The sequence below is a fragment of the Bacillus sp. VA15 genome (assembly GCF_055721145.1).
This window is the reverse complement of the sequence record NZ_JBVQPQ010000003.1, coordinates 70,208-87,138: the sequence shown is the minus strand read 5'-3', so window position 1 is coordinate 87,138 and position 16,931 is coordinate 70,208. Positions and strand designations below refer to the sequence as shown.

19 protein-coding genes and 1 pseudogene are annotated in these 16,931 nt (G+C 38.2%); 10 read left to right on the top strand and 10 right to left on the bottom strand.

What is annotated here, in order from left to right; genetic code table 11:
- Positions 1-181 precede the first annotated feature (181 nt).
- The 5 genes and pseudogenes from AC0DBE_RS10180 to AC0DBE_RS10160 form a co-directional block, all read right to left on the bottom strand.
- Complete coding sequence (locus tag AC0DBE_RS10180; RefSeq protein ID WP_205635537.1) at positions 182-790, bottom strand: CPBP family intramembrane glutamic endopeptidase; 609 nt, start codon at positions 788-790, stop codon at positions 182-184.
- A gap of 131 nt (positions 791-921) precedes the next feature.
- The gene (locus AC0DBE_RS10175; protein WP_165762157.1) at positions 922-1,095 is read right to left on the bottom strand and encodes a hypothetical protein; all 174 of its coding nucleotides are present in this window, start codon (positions 1,093-1,095) and stop codon (positions 922-924) included.
- A gap of 608 nt (positions 1,096-1,703) precedes the next feature.
- Positions 1,704-2,417, bottom strand: coding sequence for a hypothetical protein (locus AC0DBE_RS10170; RefSeq protein ID WP_072183273.1), 714 nt, complete (start codon positions 2,415-2,417; stop codon positions 1,704-1,706).
- Positions 2,418-2,833: 416 nt separating this feature from the next.
- Positions 2,834-3,540, bottom strand: a pseudogene (locus tag AC0DBE_RS10165) (SDR family oxidoreductase).
- A 249-nt stretch (positions 3,541-3,789) separates the two neighbouring features.
- Positions 3,790-4,065: an HPr family phosphocarrier protein gene (locus AC0DBE_RS10160; RefSeq protein WP_472962015.1), complete on the bottom strand. Its 276-nt coding sequence runs from the start codon at positions 4,063-4,065 to the stop codon at positions 3,790-3,792.
- Positions 4,066-4,398: 333 nt separating this feature from the next.
- Here AC0DBE_RS10160 and AC0DBE_RS10155 point away from each other — a divergent pair, with 333 nt between their 5' ends.
- On the top strand, positions 4,399-4,944 hold the full coding sequence (locus AC0DBE_RS10155) for a TetR/AcrR family transcriptional regulator (protein ID WP_472962013.1): 546 nt from the start codon (positions 4,399-4,401) through the stop codon (positions 4,942-4,944).
- 420 nt (positions 4,945-5,364) lie between these two features.
- Here AC0DBE_RS10155 and AC0DBE_RS10150 read toward each other — a convergent pair whose 3' ends face one another.
- Entirely contained in the window at positions 5,365-6,126 is a 762-nt protein-coding gene (locus AC0DBE_RS10150; protein ID WP_472962011.1) for an MBL fold metallo-hydrolase, read from the bottom strand.
- Between the two features lie 269 nt (positions 6,127-6,395).
- On the opposite strand from AC0DBE_RS10150, the gene AC0DBE_RS10145 reads away from it, so the two are divergent.
- Complete coding sequence (locus AC0DBE_RS10145) at positions 6,396-6,806, top strand: Lrp/AsnC family transcriptional regulator (RefSeq protein ID WP_061186302.1); 411 nt, start codon at positions 6,396-6,398, stop codon at positions 6,804-6,806.
- A 153-nt stretch (positions 6,807-6,959) separates the two neighbouring features.
- Here the strand turns inward: AC0DBE_RS10145 and AC0DBE_RS10140 are convergent, their stop codons facing one another.
- Positions 6,960-7,823 carry a DMT family transporter gene (locus tag AC0DBE_RS10140; protein WP_014112782.1) on the bottom strand — a complete coding sequence of 288 codons (864 nt, stop codon included), beginning with the start codon at positions 7,821-7,823 and terminating at the stop codon, positions 6,960-6,962.
- A gap of 161 nt (positions 7,824-7,984) precedes the next feature.
- On the opposite strand from AC0DBE_RS10140, the gene pdxR reads away from it, so the two are divergent.
- Positions 7,985-9,376, top strand: coding sequence for a MocR-like pyridoxine biosynthesis transcription factor PdxR (pdxR, locus tag AC0DBE_RS10135; protein ID WP_457895710.1), 1,392 nt, complete (start codon positions 7,985-7,987; stop codon positions 9,374-9,376).
- A 267-nt stretch (positions 9,377-9,643) separates the two neighbouring features.
- Positions 9,644-10,069 (top strand): MaoC family dehydratase, encoded by a 426-nt coding sequence (locus AC0DBE_RS10130; RefSeq protein ID WP_014112784.1) that lies wholly within the window; start codon positions 9,644-9,646, stop codon positions 10,067-10,069.
- 52 nt (positions 10,070-10,121) lie between these two features.
- On the opposite strand, the gene AC0DBE_RS10125 is transcribed toward AC0DBE_RS10130, so the two are convergent.
- Together AC0DBE_RS10125 and AC0DBE_RS10120 are read right to left on the bottom strand one after the other, a co-directional pair.
- Entirely contained in the window at positions 10,122-10,694 is a 573-nt protein-coding gene (locus AC0DBE_RS10125) for an alpha/beta hydrolase (protein WP_072183268.1), read from the bottom strand.
- 83 nt (positions 10,695-10,777) lie between these two features.
- Entirely contained in the window at positions 10,778-11,107 is a 330-nt protein-coding gene (locus AC0DBE_RS10120) for a winged helix-turn-helix transcriptional regulator (RefSeq protein ID WP_072183267.1), read from the bottom strand.
- Positions 11,108-11,361: 254 nt separating this feature from the next.
- On the opposite strand from AC0DBE_RS10120, the gene AC0DBE_RS10115 reads away from it, so the two are divergent.
- Positions 11,362-12,234 carry a YitT family protein gene (locus AC0DBE_RS10115; protein ID WP_014112786.1) on the top strand — a complete coding sequence of 291 codons (873 nt, stop codon included), beginning with the start codon at positions 11,362-11,364 and terminating at the stop codon, positions 12,232-12,234.
- A gap of 178 nt (positions 12,235-12,412) precedes the next feature.
- Here AC0DBE_RS10115 and AC0DBE_RS10110 read toward each other — a convergent pair whose 3' ends face one another.
- Positions 12,413-12,799 (bottom strand): winged helix-turn-helix transcriptional regulator, encoded by a 387-nt coding sequence (locus tag AC0DBE_RS10110; protein ID WP_041520865.1) that lies wholly within the window; start codon positions 12,797-12,799, stop codon positions 12,413-12,415.
- Positions 12,800-12,908: 109 nt separating this feature from the next.
- Here AC0DBE_RS10110 and AC0DBE_RS10105 point away from each other — a divergent pair, with 109 nt between their 5' ends.
- The 5 genes from AC0DBE_RS10105 to AC0DBE_RS10085 all read left to right on the top strand — a co-directional run bounded on the left by AC0DBE_RS10105 (position 12,909) and on the right by AC0DBE_RS10085 (position 16,919).
- Positions 12,909-13,505, top strand: coding sequence for an NAD(P)H-dependent oxidoreductase (locus AC0DBE_RS10105; RefSeq protein ID WP_072565795.1), 597 nt, complete (start codon positions 12,909-12,911; stop codon positions 13,503-13,505).
- A gap of 347 nt (positions 13,506-13,852) precedes the next feature.
- Complete coding sequence (locus AC0DBE_RS10100) at positions 13,853-14,167, top strand: ArsR/SmtB family transcription factor (RefSeq protein WP_472962230.1); 315 nt, start codon at positions 13,853-13,855, stop codon at positions 14,165-14,167.
- 12 nt (positions 14,168-14,179) lie between these two features.
- Positions 14,180-15,487: an arsenic transporter gene (locus tag AC0DBE_RS10095; RefSeq protein WP_472962007.1), complete on the top strand. Its 1,308-nt coding sequence runs from the start codon at positions 14,180-14,182 to the stop codon at positions 15,485-15,487.
- A 15-nt stretch (positions 15,488-15,502) separates the two neighbouring features.
- Complete coding sequence (arsC, locus tag AC0DBE_RS10090; protein WP_268393581.1) at positions 15,503-15,922, top strand: arsenate reductase (thioredoxin); 420 nt, start codon at positions 15,503-15,505, stop codon at positions 15,920-15,922.
- Between the two features lie 217 nt (positions 15,923-16,139).
- A complete protein-coding gene (locus AC0DBE_RS10085; RefSeq protein ID WP_014112793.1) occupies positions 16,140-16,919 on the top strand; it encodes a GNAT family N-acetyltransferase in 780 nt (259 codons plus the stop codon).
- The last annotated feature ends 12 nt before the right edge of the window (positions 16,920-16,931 follow it).

Here is a 16,931-nt window from a genome sequence, read left to right as displayed (position 1 = left end):
CTCTAAGTATTACTAGTTACTCGAACTCTTCGGATTCCTAAAAACAAAAAAGATTCGAAAGAAGCAATAATTAGTGTGTGGCATTGAAAAAATAGATACGCTGAAATGTCGAGGAATGTGTAAAAAAACCTTAATTAAAAGTTAATCAAGGCCCAAATATCAATAAATTAAGTTATATGCGTTATCTTTTCATCCGTAATATATTGTATTTAAATAAAAGCGTTATGCCTAAGTTCATTAGAAAATGTACAACAAAAGGTACTAAAATATTGTTCGTGTCAAAATATATCCACCCGAAAGTCAAACTTGGGATGCTTATATTTATGAGCATCATAGGCTTTTGAAAGTATTGGATATGAAAACCTAAGAAAATTAGAGTGGCAGTTATAATTGCAATCCATTGGTTCTCTATGAATATAAAAAGCAAATTTTGAATAGTTCCCCTGAACAAAAGTTCTTCAAATAACGCACCTGCAAACATAAAGGTAACAATACTTAACAGTGAATAATTTTGATAGCTCTTGTTTGTATCGTCAATATATTTGGAGGGAATGGAAAGCGATAAAATTACACCAAACAAAAGCAGAGCAAATGAAGCAATAAATACATGCAGTATCATTCTGATTGGTTTATCGAATGACAGGAAATTTTGAATCGTGAGTACATTATAAACCATTAGCATAAAAATGATAGCCACGCAAATGAATGTAAAAGAAGAGAATACGAAAACAGCGTCTTTTGGATTGAAATCCTTTTTTATTTTCTTGGTTTCGTCTTTTATATTTTCCATGTTTACCTTCTTTTCTGTATTTTTAGATGAATGAAAAACACTTTATATCTCTATTTTGTAGAAGGCACTCGCCGAAAAACAGTGCCCGTTTCGTGCCCCCTGCCTCTTTCTAGGAAGGAGACATTCAAAAGTTAGTTAGTTGCCGATTGCTTTTTGAGTTTCATGAGACTTCCAATAGATGTTGATGCTATAAAAGCTCCAGCAAAACTAATACACTGAGGGTAATCAAATTTTGCTTCTGGCAAAAGAATACCAGTAATAAATAAAGTAATACCAACTAAAATTCCAGTAACTCTAATTTTCATGATGTAATGCCTCCTGCAAGTAGATAGGAAGAATTATACATTATGTTGCTGGATACCGCATCTCAAAAAGGTTAATAAGGCCCGAGCAAACAAATAATGGAACACGTTTTTTACTGTGATGTTGCTCAAAAGAATTATAGTTTGCTGTTATAGATAACGTGAATGTAATAGTTCAACCACGTTTAAGATCTAAGAGGCTGAATATGGAGTCAGAGTTTGAAGGAATTAGCTACTGTATGTAGAAGAAAAACAAGCATATTGTTATATGCTTGTTTTTCTTAAGACATCATTCATTTACTACTAAGATGTTATTTTTTGATTAATATTGTATGCTACTAGACATACAGCGCTATAAAATAATAATGCAACACCTAGTAATAATACGATCCAGTGAAAAGGCTCTGATAATTTTAGGGTAAGACTCATCACATTTAGAATGCTTCCAACTGATAGGATAGCTAATAGAATCGGTAGATTTTTCAGCAAGTGATCACACTCCAAACTTTGCTCAATAGTAATGTATCATACTTTTTCCTTATTATCCATTATTTATAAAAGGAGATTCAGGTGAAAAAGCGCGTTGTCTGCTGTAGACAAACGATTACTGATTAATGAATAACCATGATGTCAATGAGTCGCTTGATTTTTTCATTGTCACCTGGATCAACGTACACTTTTTTTATATTTTTAATGATATTCTCAGTCACTTCCCGCATCACGCCTTGATCGAGATCATCAGCGGAATCCCAGCGTAAAGGGACATTGTATACATGAATCGTGCCATCTCCATTTCCATGATAAGTGACTGATCCATCCACTAATCGAGAACCAGCTAACTGGATCACATCTTCTGGATAGCTCGCACTTGTATCATCATTAGGATTAATCAGTTCGCCAGCTGAAATGTGTCGAACATTCAATTCATCTATCTCTTGATTGGGTCCAAGCTGGAGCCAAACTCGGGCATATTCGATTTTTTCAGAAGAGTATGCCGCCAATACATTGCCTTCTTTACCTTCCTCTTCGTTTTTTACTTCTTTTGATGAAGTTTCATTTGATTCATCCGCTGCGGTTTCTTTTGAAGGATGTTCATTTGAAGCCTTTGTTACGGATTCTTCTGATTCTGTTGTTGGCTCCGATTCATCTTTGTCTATTTTGGTGCTATCTTCAGTCCCATTATGATTTTCATCAGATTGTGCAGCAGCATCATGATTTGAAGATTGTTTTGATACTTCGTTCTTACTGCCCGTACATCCAACAAGCAATAAGGCGAGAAGCAACAGGGCAACATTACTATAAAATACCTTTCTAAGTTTCTTCATTCTTTCATTCCTCTCCATCAATATATAAAAGTTTATGTATCTAAATATTACCATGTAATAGATATGATCGTTTTGAAATTTGTTTAAAAAGAGGAAACGATTTTTAGATCAATCCTAGGGCCCGGCTGTTAGCTTGCCAAAACTTAAGAATTCCTAAGAACTTTTGCCCCTTTTTCTTCAGGTTTTGAATGTAAAGTAGGATTAAAAATGCAAAACAAATGGAGAGATTAGATATGAAACGTCTGTTATTCTTTCGGCATCCAACAATCCCAAGGGTATAACTGCCCTTGGGGTTATTTTCTTATGCAGAAAGATGCCCGGCGGCATTCATTATAAAGGCAACCGAACTGCGTCCTAAACGTTCTTTAATTGAGGTAAGCCTTTAAATAATAAACGATCATAAAATATATTTTTGATTACCAATCAATTCGTTTTCTGTCTCTGAAGAATCCCCTTTAGGTCCATCTGGCCCAATCGTCGCTAACCAAAGGATAGACTCGGCAGCTTCCTTAGGCGTTCTCGGAGCAGATGGCCCACCCATATCTGTACTTACCCATCCCGGATCGACCGCGTTTATTTTGATATCGCCCTTGATTTCTGCAGCGGCCAATCGTGTCAATCCATTTAGTGCAAGTTTGGATAACTTATAAGCCCCGACTCCTTGGTCAGACATTTCGCTCACAGCTCCATATTCTGAAGAAACATTAATAATTCTCCCGTAGCCCTGTTTTTCCATGAGAGGAATAAAGGACCGCATGACATGATAAGCGCCGAAGAAATTAATTGCCATCGTTTTCTCTAGGATGGAAGGGTCCATATACAATAATTTTTCATTCTTATCTAAATACACACCTGCATTATTGATTAACACATCTAATCTTCCATATTGCTCATTTACTGTAATCACAGCTTGCCGGATGCTTTCTTTATCTTCTACATCAATCAGCACAAATGAAACATCAAGACCTGAAGCCCTAAGTTTTTGTGCCGCTTCAGGACCTAACACTGGATCTCGGCTTGCCAGAATGACCTTAAACCCATTCACACCTAATTGCTTGGCCAGTTCATATCCAATTCCGCGATTTCCGCCGGTGACAAGTACAACTTGTTTGTCCTGTGACATATATAAATCCCCCATTCTTGCTTGTGATCATTTTTTGGTTTCTCTGTTTCTGGTTGAATCATAACCAGAAGAAAAATGAAATCGTGATCTGGAAAGCTGTTTTGTCGAACGATAAAAGCTTTCTTAGCCAACATTATGACCATCGATCATTGTGTGTCTGGTTTTGATATGAAGAACCGTCTGCGGCTGTACCAAAAACAAAACAGACGCTGGGCTATATTTGATATGATGGCATGAATTGAACATTGATTACTGTATATAAGCGTTTTTTATTAAATGCTCTTTCATTTTTTGAATAGCCTTCGCTTCGTCGGCTCCATGAGCGTATATATATATTTCGGTTCCGGGTTTAATTCCTAAATCCATAATGTCCATGATGGATTTTGGTGCTTGTTTGAGGTTGACAGTTTTCCCTTGATGTTCGAGAAAAATATCAGATGTAAACCGATGAGCCAAACTGACTAATAGGGTAGCTGGTCTCGCAAATCCTGTTTCATTAATGATCGTAAATTGTCTTTTAATCATTCTTCACCTCATAAGATATTTTTGATACAAGTCTGCTTCTTGACGGATTTATCGTTGGGTTGCGGGTCAAATTTGAATTTAGATAAGCGGACTCATTCCATCATTTTCTCTGTATTTTGACATAACGCCCTTTCTTTGTGTTTACAAAATAATTCTCTTGTCACTAAAATGGACATTGACTTCATCCAAAAAAACATGATTCATTAATCAACATTTGTTTATTATTGTAAATAGAAACATGGTGCGTACAATGGTTAAATTCAAGCGATTTGTTGATTATTCAACATTCCACTCTAAATTGTTGATTATCTTAAGAAAGTTAGGTGAAAAGCTATGTCCAAAGTGGATAGAAGAATAACCAAAAGCCAAGAGGCTATTAAAAGGGCTCTGATTGAGCTGATGACTGAAAAAAGTTTTGATCATATTACGATCAAGGAAATTTCCGACAGGGCAAATGTGAACCGGGGAACTATCTATCTTCATTACTTAGATAAATTTGATCTATTAGAAAAGATTATGGAAGAGCATATCAACAATATGGGGAATTTTTGTGAATCGGCAACTGAAATGGACTGGATTGAATCGACCGTACATTGCATGGAATACCTTGAGAGTAATTATTTATTCTTTTCCACGATGTTAGCCAGTGAAGGAGCTCGATATTTTCGCAGTCAGTTCCTTAAGTTTAATATCGAAGAGTTCAAGAAAGATGTCGATATAACGAAAGGAAAAAATCATGGCCAAAGTGAAGAAGTCATTGTTGAATTTGTTGCAAATGCTTACGTAGGAGTAGTGGAATGGTGGTTAAAAAACGAAATGCCTTATCCGCCGCATGTCATGGCAGAAAAAGTGGGAGAATTGTTAGAGAGGATTGTATAATGGCAATAGATGGTGGGGCATTAATGCCACGAAGAATGATTACGAGCAAGAGTTGCGCTTTTACGATCTCAACGGGAATACAGATGAAAAAAAGACCAAGCCATTGCTTGATCCAGTTGATATATTTCTCTCACTAGCGAAGGAATGCCAAGCTGATGATGAAGAATATCGTGCACATCTGATATGATCTTTGTTCAATGGTTTTACTCTTCAATACGCAATAAAATCATAAGAGAAAATGCAACGAATTTCCCAATTTGCAGGGACATCAGTAAATCGAGTTTCTTGATGCTTGGCTTCAAGTATAAAATAAACAGCTACAAGGCAGTCCCTACAGCCATATTCGCTTAAATTAGCATTTTGAAATCTTGGAAAGCATCATAGTTTTTCTTCTCAGATCTCTCCTTAAAGCAGTAACATTTAAAATGAATATGATTCGCCATCATCAGGCACTAACACATGAGAGGAGATTGCTTTTTCATGAATAAAGGATTTTAATTCTTCTCTTGATAATCCCCAATGGTTGACAGCTTCCATGTGGCTCACGATGATTTTTGCTTTTGGAGCAGCCTTATACGTTTCATAGATATCTTCTTTACCCATGATGAGAGAACCACCTTCATAGAATTGATTATCTCCGCCGTTCACTACAATGATTTTTGGCTGATGTGTATCAATCTCTTCTTGAACCGCATTATACCAGACTGTATCTCCGGCTACATATAACGTTTTTTCACTTTGGTGCTTGAACACAACGCCGCATACAAGGCCTGCAAGTTTCAAAATTTCTCCTCTTCCGTGTTCTCCTTTGGTTTTGATTAATTGAATTCCTTCAAAGACTGTATCCTTTGTTAAAACTTCGACGTTTTTGAATCCGGCATTTCGTATTTCTTTTGCATCGTCTTCATTTTGGGAGAACAACTTGATATCTTTTGGCAATAACTCTTTAGCTGCCTCATCCCAATGATCATCATGTAAATGAGTTACAATGACAGCATCAATATGATGGATAATATTGTCGACAGAAGTTGGCAATTCAACCAAAGGGTTGTTTTGATCCTGTCTTGGCGCATTTGGGAATGGAGGGTAAGCACCTTTCTCAGCTAACATTGGATCTATTAAAAACGTTTTGCCTGCATATTCGACAACAAGTGTAGCATTACGAATTTGTTGAATGTTCATGTATAAAACTCCTTTTCTCTAATATGTGTATAGTTTACATACAGCCGCTGAATAAATACATGGAACTAATCAAGTCTTTCAGTCGATTGACTTGATTTTTGAAAGTATGTATTTTATTTTGTATAAATTGTCACTAAAGTAGAATCAGGGTAATTTAAAGCACGGATAAGAAAACGAATTTTTAAAGTAATGTGCAGGACTGCACCTTTTTAGAGAGAGGATGAACAGGAGGATTTTATTCTTAACGAATATTGAAGGGATTTGATTTCATGTTGGATCACACAGACATGCAAATATTAGAAGAGTTATCTAAAAATAGCCGTATTACGATGAAAGAATTAGGAGAAAAAGTTCATTTAACAGGGCAAGCAGCAGCCTCGAGGGTTGCGAAATTAGAAGACAACGGTGTGATTGAGGGATATACAATTAAAGTGAACCAAGTGAAATTAGGGTGTTATATACATGCTTTGCTTAATATCTATACAAAAAGCACCCATCATCAGCCATATCTGTCATTTATCAAAACACAAGAGAAATTTGTAATCAATAATTATAAAATTAGCGGCGATGGCTGTTATCTGCTTGAATGCAGATTTCCGTCTAATGAAATGTTAGATCAATTTTTAGTAGAATTAAACAAGCATGTCAATTATAAATTATCGATTGTGATTAACAAGTAGAGAGACCTTTTACTGTATTGAGGGCTAGTGGACAATTAACCCATGAGGTTCAAGTCCTCTCGGCCGCATGAAAAATACCAAGGGCTGCGGCCCTTGGTATTTTTCATACCTTCATTTATTTTTACTCATCGGCCTTTTTTAAAATGGCCTGCCTTACTTTGCAAATCGCCGAGCAGCAGCCACGCACATGATAACGGCGATATTCACTGCCACGAGCGCCCAGCCCACTTTCTCGTGCAGAATCACTGAGGCAAGCAGCAGTCCAAAGAAAGGCTGGAGAAGCTGCAGCTGACCAACCGCCGCAATTCCGCCTTGGGCGAGACCTCGATACCAGAACACGAAGCCGATCAGCATGCTGAATAAGGACACATAGGCAAGACTGAGCAGCGCAGGAACGCCGATGCCTGACCATGAGTCCGGTGTAAAAAAGAACGACAAAGGCAGCATAAGAGGAAGCGACAGAACGAGTGCCCAAGAGATCACCTGCCAATTCCCCAGACGCCGTGAAAGCCTAGCCCCTTCTGCATAACCAAGACCGCATACGACGATAGAAGCCAGCATGTACGCGTCGCCGAGCGGGGATGATCCTCCCCCTTGGATCAGAGCGAACCCTGCTACTAGTAAGCTGCCAGCAGCTGAGAAAATCCAGAAGACTGGGCGGGGGCGTTCGCCTCCGCGCAGTACACCGAAAATCGCCGTCGCGAGCGGAAGAAGCCCAACGAAGACAATGGCATGTGCGGATGTGACATACTGAAGCGCTAAGGCTGTCAGCAACGGGAAACCGATTACCACGCCGAATGCTACCACCAATAGTGAAATGATGTCTCTTTTGGCAGGATGCTGCTGCCGGAAGATGAGTAGGAGACATCCAGCCAATACACCAGCTATCGCAGCGCGGCATACGGTGAGGAACAATGGGTTGAAGTCCGTCACCGCCAAGCGGGTTGCAGGCAGCGAGCCGCTGAAAATGAGTACGCCTATAAAACCATTTATCCAGCCATTTGTTGTTTTGTTCATGACAATCACTCCAAATATGTTTCTTTTCCTTCACTATTGATCTGAATTTTCTTAACAAACAAGGTATCTAAGGATTACAATGACTATAAACTGGAATTGACCTTTTATAAACAGCCAGTTTTCATAAAAAAATGCATACCAGTTAGGAGAACAATGTGTAAATGGATATCACGCCTTTTTTGAATAGAAATCTGGATATTCCGCTTTATCAGCAGCTCTATCGCTATTTCAAAGAAAACATGCATCAGGGGCGTATTCAAAAAGGAATGAAGCTCCCTTCCAAAAGACTCCTGGCGAGTCAGCTTTCCATCAGTCAAACGACTGTAGAACGTGCCTATGAACAGCTTGCTGCTGAGGGCTATATCATAAGCAAGCCAAGAAGCGGATGGTTTGCTGATTATCATGATTCTGATTTTGCCTATCGTAAAATGCCAATCGCATCACCAAGTGAAGAAAAAGCCCAAGAACATAAACAATGGATTGATTTTCACTATGGAAATGTAGATTCTTCTTACTTCCCTTTTTCTGCATGGCGAAGAAGCATGGTCAATAGTTTAGACCAATATGGCCACGAGCTTTATCGGCCGGGACATGTTTTAGGAGAGTTTGAGCTAAGAACACTCATTGCAGAGTACCTGTATCAATCACGCGGTGTTCATTGTGCCCCTGAACAAGTCATCATAGGTGCCGGGAACCCTATTCTTCTGCAAATCTTGTGCCAGGTTTTTGAGCCGAATATTTTTATAGGATATGAGGATCCAGGTTATCCAAGAGCACGCAAGATTTTTGAAGCCAATCGTATGAGTATTCTTCCTATACCAGTTGATAATGAAGGAATCTGTATACAGAAGATCAAAGAGCAGCAGCCAAACCTTGTATATGTCACGCCATCCCACCAATTTACGCTGGGAACCATTATGACGATTAACAGAAGAATTGAACTGCTCAAATGGGCGGCTGAAAATCAATCTTTTATCATAGAGGATGATTATGATGGGGAATTTAGATACACAGGACAGCCGGTTCCTTCCTTACAAGGGCTAGATCAGCATAACCGTGTCATTTACATGGGCACTTTTTCCAAGTCTCTTCTTCCCTCGCTGCGCATCAGCTATATGATTCTTCCTTCGCCTCTTTTAAAAAAAGGCCATGAAATCACGTCATTATATAAGCAAACGGTATCCTGCCACAGTCAGCTCACGCTAGCTGACTTTATAAAAAATGGAGAGTGGCAAAAACACATCAACAGAATGAGAAAGCTTTACCGTAAAAAAAGAGCCATTTTACTTGAAACTGTGCAAAGAGAATTAGGGGAGCATGTCAGAATTCGCGGAGAAAACTCTGGACTTCGCATTTTACTTGACGTTTATTTGCCATTTAGTGAAAAAGAGTTAATTGAGAAGGCAAAGGAACATGGAGTAAAAATTTATCCTGTATCTCTTTCCTATAAAGACCATCCTCCTACAAAAACGGTCTCACTTGGATTTGCAGGGGTTTCTGAATTCAACATACAGGAAGGCATAAAAAAACTGAAAGCTGCCTGGAAGATATGAGGGTGCTTTCAGGTTAGATTATAAAATAAAATACTCTGATATTCGAAAGGATAGCGGTTTCTCTGGTTGTGAAATATTGTCTCATGCAATTGATCCATCTTTTTCTTTCTCTTTTTTATTGTGAATAAATACTTCTTATAACCTTACGTCTTCATGAAACGCTTTGGAGGATAGGGAGATGAAAAAATTCCGGAGCGATTTTTTTATTAACTGTTTTGGCAGTGCTAAAATAAACAAGTACATAATTGACAAAATAGAGGTGTAAGGATGAAATTAGATGAGTTTACAATTGGTCAGGTATTCAAAACGAAATCACTAAAAGTAACAAAAGATGATATTATGCGGTTTGCGGGTGAATTTGACCCTCAGTATATGCATTTAGATGAAGAAAAAGCGAATAAAGGCAGATTTAATGGAATTATCGCTTCCGGAATACAAACGCTGGGCATTTCTTTTAAACTTTGGATTGAAGAAGGTTTCTATGGAGACGATGTGATTGCCGGAACAGAAATGAATAACATTAAATTTATAAAACCCGTATATCCTGATGATGAACTGCACACAATTGTTGAGGTTCTTGATAAGCAGCCAAAGAGAAATGAATTGGGAATACTCACTGTATTGTTATCTACTTATAATCAAAAAGAAGAAAAAGTATTTGAAGGTGAGTTATCTGTATTGATGAAACAATAACTCAGAAAGCCCGTTTTTCGCGGGCTCGAGTGAAGCAGATGGGTGAAAGATTTTAGCGAGTTTCTTTTGAAAAATAAGAGGTTAAAACATCATAAACAATAGGCAAAGAAGTAAACCCTTCATTTTCTAGAAAATGGCCCCCGTGCTGGACTTCGTACAACGCAGCGTCAATTTGTTGTGCCAGATCCTTGCTCCATGAAAATGGAACAATTTGGTCGTCCTTAGAAGCAATGACAGCACGGTGCTTCGCGGACTCGATGATTTTTTGATGATCAAACGATCCCTGTGTAAATTCATCTAACATCTTTAAAGTGGGCAATGATTTGGCAAAGCCGGAAACAAGTATGATTCCGCCAAGTTGTTTTCGTAATTGAATATGTTCCAAAAATCTCAAAATGGCGGGGCACCCTAAGCTGTGCGCAACCAAATACGTATTTTCATGTAAAGTGTGTTGATAAAAAGAGAGTGTATCCAGCCAATCCTCAAGTCTTGGCTGGAGCGGATTAGGCATGTTTAAAATGTCTGCTTGGACCCCATCTGCGAGCAGACGTTTTTTCAGCCAAGGGAACCAATGATTTGTTGAAGAGGCTCTGTAGCCATGAATGATATAGACTTGTTTTGTCATTTTTTCCTCCTAACGAAGTATTTTCATTCAGTATAAAATTCCCCTCATTGGGAAACAAGTACGCACTTTTTTGTAAGTAGCTTTTACATATGAGGCATTCCTTGTGCTATTCCCCACTTACACATTTCATCTATGAGGGGATACAAAGACAGCCCTCTGTCAGATAACGAATACTCTACTTTCAGTGGGATTTGAGAAACCTCAGACCGATGAATAAGGCCGTCAGTTTGCAATTCCTTAAGTTGTGCGCTTAACATTTTATGTGTGATGAAAGGCATAGCCCTTTTCAGCTCGCCGTATCTCATCGTTTTTTCACACCCTAACTCATAGAGAATTCTCATTTTCCATTTGCCCCCTATAAGAGATAAGGTGTATTCAAATGGGGCTTGTTTACTGCGGCACAGGCTATTCATTGTAATCAAACCTCCTTTTTTAAGTATCATATCAGAATAAATTAGGATTTTCGGTGTTGAAGTTTGAGGGCGATTCACGATCTGAACTGAAAGGGCCGCTTGCTCAACAGGCGGCACTGCACATGAATGTTCTAAGTCAAAGAGGGGTTACCTTACTGTTAATTAATTTATTTAAAAAAACGCATGTTTTTAGCTGAAAATATCTCTTATGGTATATTTAAATATAACGAAATATTTGAGAAATGAGGAATGGTATGAATAGAATCGAAAAACATAAGAAATTTAAAGTGAAAAAGATACTGCAAGTCATCATGGTCATTATTGGAGGAATCATAGCGGCATATGGATTAGAAACAGTTTTGATTCCGAACAGTGTCTCTGATGGAGGGGTGACAGGCCTCAGCATTGTTGGTTCACAGCTATTCAATTTGCCGCTGGGGATTCTTATTGCTGTCATTAACATTCCGTTTGTTTGGTTAGGATATAAGCAAATTGGGAAAAGCTTTGCGTTATTATCAATTATCGGAATCATATCACTCGCCGCGGGGACAAGCTTTTTCCACCACACACCCGCTATTATAGAGGGAGATACTTTGTTAATCACCGTTGTTGGCGGGATTATCCTTGGATTCGGAATGGGGTTGGCGCTGCGTAATGGCGGCGCATTAGATGGGATTGATATGCTTGCTGTGCTGCTATCCCGAAAACTGCCATTTGGAACGAGCGATCTCATTTTATTCTTAAACCTTTTTGTGTTTATTTTTGTTTCCACTGTATTTGGCTTGAAAGGGGCATTGCTTTCAGTCATTGCTTACTACATTGCATCGAAAGTCATACATGTCGTTGAGGAAGGCTTAAGCGGTTCTAAAATGTTTCAAATTATTACAACCCAACCTGAATTGATGGTAGAGACCATACGTGATCAATTAGGCCGAAGCGCCACATATAAAGAAGCTTACGGGGGTTTTTCCCACGAGAAATTTAAAGAAATCACATGTGTCATCAACCGCTTAGAAGAAACCAAACTAAAGGAAATTATTAATGATATTGATAAAACTGCCTTTGTTACCGTATATGACGTAGCTGAAGTGAAGGGCAGCAATTTTAGAAAGCTTAATAATCATTAGAAAAAAGAATGACCTTTTTAACGGTAGCCCTCTTTGCCACCATACGTTTAGACATGCCGCCAATGATATAATCAAAAACGCTTTATTGAGGTCTTGCGGATGAATAATCGGTGAGGGTCTCAATCATAGAAATACCAAGGGTTTTAACGCCCTTGGTATTTTTTGCATTTTGCTGAATTTAGATTTCTTCTTCAGCTTTACGTGTTGTTTCAATTTTATTGATTCTGTCTCTGTACTTTTCTCCCCAGTCTTTCATGTGCAGGATAACAGGTTCTAACGTTCTTCCAAACTCGGTTAAAGAGTATTCCACTTTTGGAGGGACCTGTTTATAAACCTCGCGGTGAATCACGCCATCCCGTTCCAATTCCCTTAATTGTAGAGTAAGCATGCGTTGGGTAATTTTAGGATATAATCTTCGGAATTCATTAAACCTCTTTTTACCGTCAATGAGATGATAAAGGAGAATGCCTTTCCACTTACCCCCGATGATATCTAATGTTGTCTCCACGGGGCATCCTTCAAAGTCATCCGAAGAATAATCAATACCAAGTTTTCTATTTCTCAAGCTGTTCACTCCTAATAGTATACTTTTTGATACTATATACAATCAATGTGCGTACTTTTTATATCTTAATATACATCATATAATGATTCACATCAAAGGAAAGAAAGGAATGGATGATATGAAAACATTAGTACTCGTTGTACATCCGAACATCGAATCCTCTCGTATAAATAAAAAGTGGAAAGAAGCGGTTTTAAGTGAACCGGATGTAACTGTTCATGATCTCTATGAAAAATATCGCAATCAACCGATTGATGTGGAATTTGAACAACAGCAGCTTCTTGCCCATGACCGTATTGTTTTTCAGTTTCCGTTATATTGGTACAGCAGTCCCCCGCTGTTAAAACAGTGGTTTGATGAAGTGTTTACTTTTGGCTGGGCTCATGGCCCTGGCGGAACGAAATTGAATGGAAAAGAGTGGGTGACTGCAATGTCCATCGGTTCACCTGAACATTCTTATCAAGCCGGAGGATATAACTTATTTTCAATAAGCGAACTGACAAAGCCGTTCCAAGCATCTGCCAATTTAGTAGGCATGACTTATCTGCCTTCCTTTGCTGAATATCGCGCTAATCGAATCAGTGACCAAGAAATCGCCGAAAGTGCGAATCGCTATGTAAAGCATATAACAAATATAGAATTAAACCCTAAGGTTCGCCTGCAAAGGTATTTAAAGCAACTGGAGAGTGTTGATTTAAAATCATGATGTAATGTGTGAAAAATTATCGGAAATCCTGTTCTCATCAGACAGGATTTTTTCTTGTTTTGCAAACTGCCTTAGTTTATACATAAGGGAAATGAATGAAAGAGGCTATATGCAGCTTTTATAATGACGAAAGGTATGCAAAGTGAGGATTCTCATCATGAGATGTGACATTAAGCAAATCAATTTTATTTAATGTTTCAAATATAAGTTATTGTTTATATAAACAATGACTTATATAATGTCGGAGTGATATAAATAATGAATTGGCTCATTTATAATGATTTAATTATATTGTTTTGGAAGGAGGAGTTCATTTGGCTGTTGATACAAAAATAGGAGTTGCCACGATGACCCGCTGTTTAAAAACACTTAGTGATCAAACAAGGCTTATGATGATGAAATTATTTCTTGAAAAAGAATATTGTGTCTGTCAATTGGTTGATATGTTTGAAATGAGTCAGCCTGCCATAAGCCAGCATTTGCGAAAATTAAAAAATGCAGGATTTGTAAATGAGGACAGAAGAGGGCAATGGCGCTATTATTCAATAAATAGTTCATGTCCTGAGTTTGATACATTGAAATTTGTTTTACTTCAAATCGATCAGGAGGACAAATTGTTAAAGCAGATCAAACAAAAGGAAACTCAAACGTGTTGCCAGTAAGGAGGCATTAGATTGACTTCAGTGATTTTGGCGTTATTGATATTTTTAGAAACTTTGGTTTTGGTCATATGGCAACCGAGAAACTTGTCTATTGGGTGGTCAGCCTGTGGAGGAGCTGTTTTAGCTCTAATAGCCGGAGTTGTCAATTTTCATGATGTATTAACTGTGACAGGGATTGTGTGGAACGCGACATTGGCATTTGTGGCAATTATTATTATATCGTTAATCCTTGATAATATCGGTTTCTTTGAATGGGCAGCGCTTCATATGGCTAAGGCTGCAAAAGGAAACGGTGTGCGGATGTTCATATATGTATCTATATTAGGAGCTATCGTCGCCGCATTATTTGCAAATGACGGTGCGGCTCTTATAATGACACCAATTGTATTAGCGATGGTCAGAGCATTACATTTCAATGAAAAATTAGTTTTTCCTTTTATCATAGCCAGCGGGTTTATTGCAGATACGACTTCGCTTCCATTAGTAGTGAGCAATTTGGTCAACATCGTTTCAGCAGACTATTTTCATATTACGTTTATTGATTATGCATCCAGAATGATTGTCCCCAACTTGTTTTCGCTACTGGCGAGTATCATTGTACTTTACCTTTTCTTTAGAAAAAGCATACCCAAACGTTATGATCTGACTGAGGTTAAAAAACCTGAAGAAGCCATAAAAGATCAAAACATGTTCAAGCTATCATGGTATATCTTGGGGCTGCTGATAGTTGGATATTTTGCCAGTGAATTTTTCTCTATTCCTGTATCAGTTGTAGCAGGTATCATTGCAATCTTTTTCTTAGTTGCTGCGCAAAAGAGCCCAGCCGTTCAAACAAAGAAAGTACTGAAAGGAGCGCCGTGGGCTATCGTGTTCTTTTCAATTGGCATGTACGTTGTTGTGTACGGTGTCCGTAATGCTGGATTGACAGATGTCCTTTCAGATGTAATTCAAGCCGTGGCTGATCAAGGGATGTTCGCAGGTACAATTGGAATGGGCTTTATCGCGGCGATTCTTTCTTCCATTATGAATAACTTGCCGACTGTCATGATTGATGCACTGGCTATTGCCGGCACAGATACGCATGGAATGATGAGAGAAGCGCTCATATATGCAAATGTCATTGGTTCAGATTTAGGACCTAAAATAACGCCGATTGGTTCCTTGGCGACATTATTATGGCTTCATGTCCTTTCACAAAAAGGTGTGAAGATTTCCTGGGGCACGTATTTTAAAACAGGAATCATTTTGACAGTCCCAACATTATTTATTACACTTGTCGGCCTGTATCTTTGGCTGATGATCATCCATTCATGTTTCTAAAAGGAGAAGATAAACATGTCAAAGAAAACAATCTACTTTTTATGCACCGGAAACTCTTGCCGCAGTCAAATGGCTGAAGGGTGGGGGAAAAAGTACCTTGGTGATAAGTGGAACGTGTACAGCGCAGGAATCGAGGCTCATGGATTAAACCCTAATGCTGTCAAAGCAATGAAAGAAGCGGGGATTGATATTTCCAATCAAACCTCAGATAGAATTGATCCGAACATTTTAAACAATGCTGATTTAGTTATTACTCTCTGTGGTGATGCAGCTGACAAGTGCCCAATGACGCCGCCGAATGTAAAACGCGAGCACTGGGGATTTGATGATCCGGCAAAAGCACAAGGAACAGACGAAGAAAAATGGGCATTTTTCCAAAGAGTGCGTGATGAAATTGGAGACCGCTTAAAACAGTTTGCTGAAACTGGGGAATAATTAATAGATATACTCAGCTTTTTCTTTGGTTTATATAAGTTCAATGTGTTGTTCAACAGGTGTCTGCGGGCTAGTGCAGACACCTGTTTTTGGTTTAACTTATCTGTGATCCGTGAACTGCCTGCTTAAAAGGGAAGTTATTTAGCTTGTGACAGAGGAAAATTGATTTTGTTAACAGAATCATGAAGGAGACGCTGTTTTTAAAGGAGTTGTCAGTTTGCAGGAATTAACAAAAGAAAAATATAACGGCTTAAAAACATTGTTTGATGAAACATTTTGCCCAACATTTGTCTATTCAATATTAGAACAAACCATTCCGGGAGTTGTTTATGTAGATGACCAAACATTCCCTAGATCGTTTTTAATAGGGACTGAATCAGGAATTTATTTTATTGCAGGAAACCAAGGGAATCGAGCTTTTAATGAGTTCATTGCAGGATATTATGAAGAGCAAGCGAGATCCACAAAACGATTTACCTTGTTTTCTTCTAACGATACATGGGATAGAGTAATGAACACAATACTGAAAGACGATTTGAATCAAATGAAAAGAGTGGCATTTTCTTATCAGCAAAAACCTTCTAAAACAGATATGGTTCCAAAGGGGCTTGAACTGAAAAGAATAGATGAAGACGTCATTTCAAACAGCACAGAATTTAACAGAGCTTATTATGAGGAATATTGGGATTCTGTCTCACATTTTTCATCAAAAGGCTTTGGGTTTGCCGTATTACATGGCAATCATGTTGTAAGTGAGTGTACCTCTATATTTTTAGGACATAATCGTGCGGAAATGGATATCTATACACTTGAAGAATATAGAGGTATGGGTTTAGCTTATTGCGTAGCAAGCGAATTTATAGAATTTTGTCTGAAGAACGGGATTATTCCTAGCTGGGATTGTGATGTTTGCAACAATGCGTCCATTACATTGGCAGCTAAATTAGGCTTTAAGCCAGTAAGCGAATACTCTATTTTTTATTCCGGGAAATCGTAAAACATTAATCTA

Excerpts from the sequence above, each read along its gene's own strand:
- AC0DBE_RS10100 (WP_472962230.1), top strand. The coding sequence starts at position 13,853 with ATGACCCGCTGTTTAAAAACACTTAGTGATCAAACAAGGCTTATGATG.
- AC0DBE_RS10175 (WP_165762157.1), bottom strand. The coding sequence starts at position 1,095 with ATGAAAATTAGAGTTACTGGAATTTTAGTTGGTATTACTTTATTTATT.
- AC0DBE_RS10170 (WP_072183273.1), bottom strand. The coding sequence starts at position 2,417 with ATGAAGAAACTTAGAAAGGTATTTTATAGTAATGTTGCCCTGTTGCTT.
- AC0DBE_RS10105 (WP_072565795.1), top strand. The coding sequence starts at position 12,909 with ATGGATGATATGAAAACATTAGTACTCGTTGTACATCCGAACATCGAA.
- AC0DBE_RS10155 (WP_472962013.1), top strand. The coding sequence starts at position 4,399 with ATGTCCAAAGTGGATAGAAGAATAACCAAAAGCCAAGAGGCTATTAAA.
- AC0DBE_RS10160 (WP_472962015.1), bottom strand. The coding sequence starts at position 4,065 with ATGATTAAAAGACAATTTACGATCATTAATGAAACAGGATTTGCGAGA.
- AC0DBE_RS10180 (WP_205635537.1), bottom strand. The coding sequence starts at position 790 with ATGGAAAATATAAAAGACGAAACCAAGAAAATAAAAAAGGATTTCAAT.
- AC0DBE_RS10120 (WP_072183267.1), bottom strand. The coding sequence starts at position 11,107 with ATGAATAGCCTGTGCCGCAGTAAACAAGCCCCATTTGAATACACCTTA.
- AC0DBE_RS10145 (WP_061186302.1), top strand. The coding sequence starts at position 6,396 with ATGTTGGATCACACAGACATGCAAATATTAGAAGAGTTATCTAAAAAT.
- pdxR (WP_457895710.1), top strand. The coding sequence starts at position 7,985 with ATGGATATCACGCCTTTTTTGAATAGAAATCTGGATATTCCGCTTTAT.
- AC0DBE_RS10150 (WP_472962011.1), bottom strand. The coding sequence starts at position 6,126 with ATGAACATTCAACAAATTCGTAATGCTACACTTGTTGTCGAATATGCA.
- AC0DBE_RS10115 (WP_014112786.1), top strand. The coding sequence starts at position 11,362 with ATGAATAGAATCGAAAAACATAAGAAATTTAAAGTGAAAAAGATACTG.
- AC0DBE_RS10125 (WP_072183268.1), bottom strand. The coding sequence starts at position 10,694 with ATGACAAAACAAGTCTATATCATTCATGGCTACAGAGCCTCTTCAACA.
- arsC (WP_268393581.1), top strand. The coding sequence starts at position 15,503 with ATGTCAAAGAAAACAATCTACTTTTTATGCACCGGAAACTCTTGCCGC.
- AC0DBE_RS10140 (WP_014112782.1), bottom strand. The coding sequence starts at position 7,823 with ATGAACAAAACAACAAATGGCTGGATAAATGGTTTTATAGGCGTACTC.
- AC0DBE_RS10130 (WP_014112784.1), top strand. The coding sequence starts at position 9,644 with ATGAAATTAGATGAGTTTACAATTGGTCAGGTATTCAAAACGAAATCA.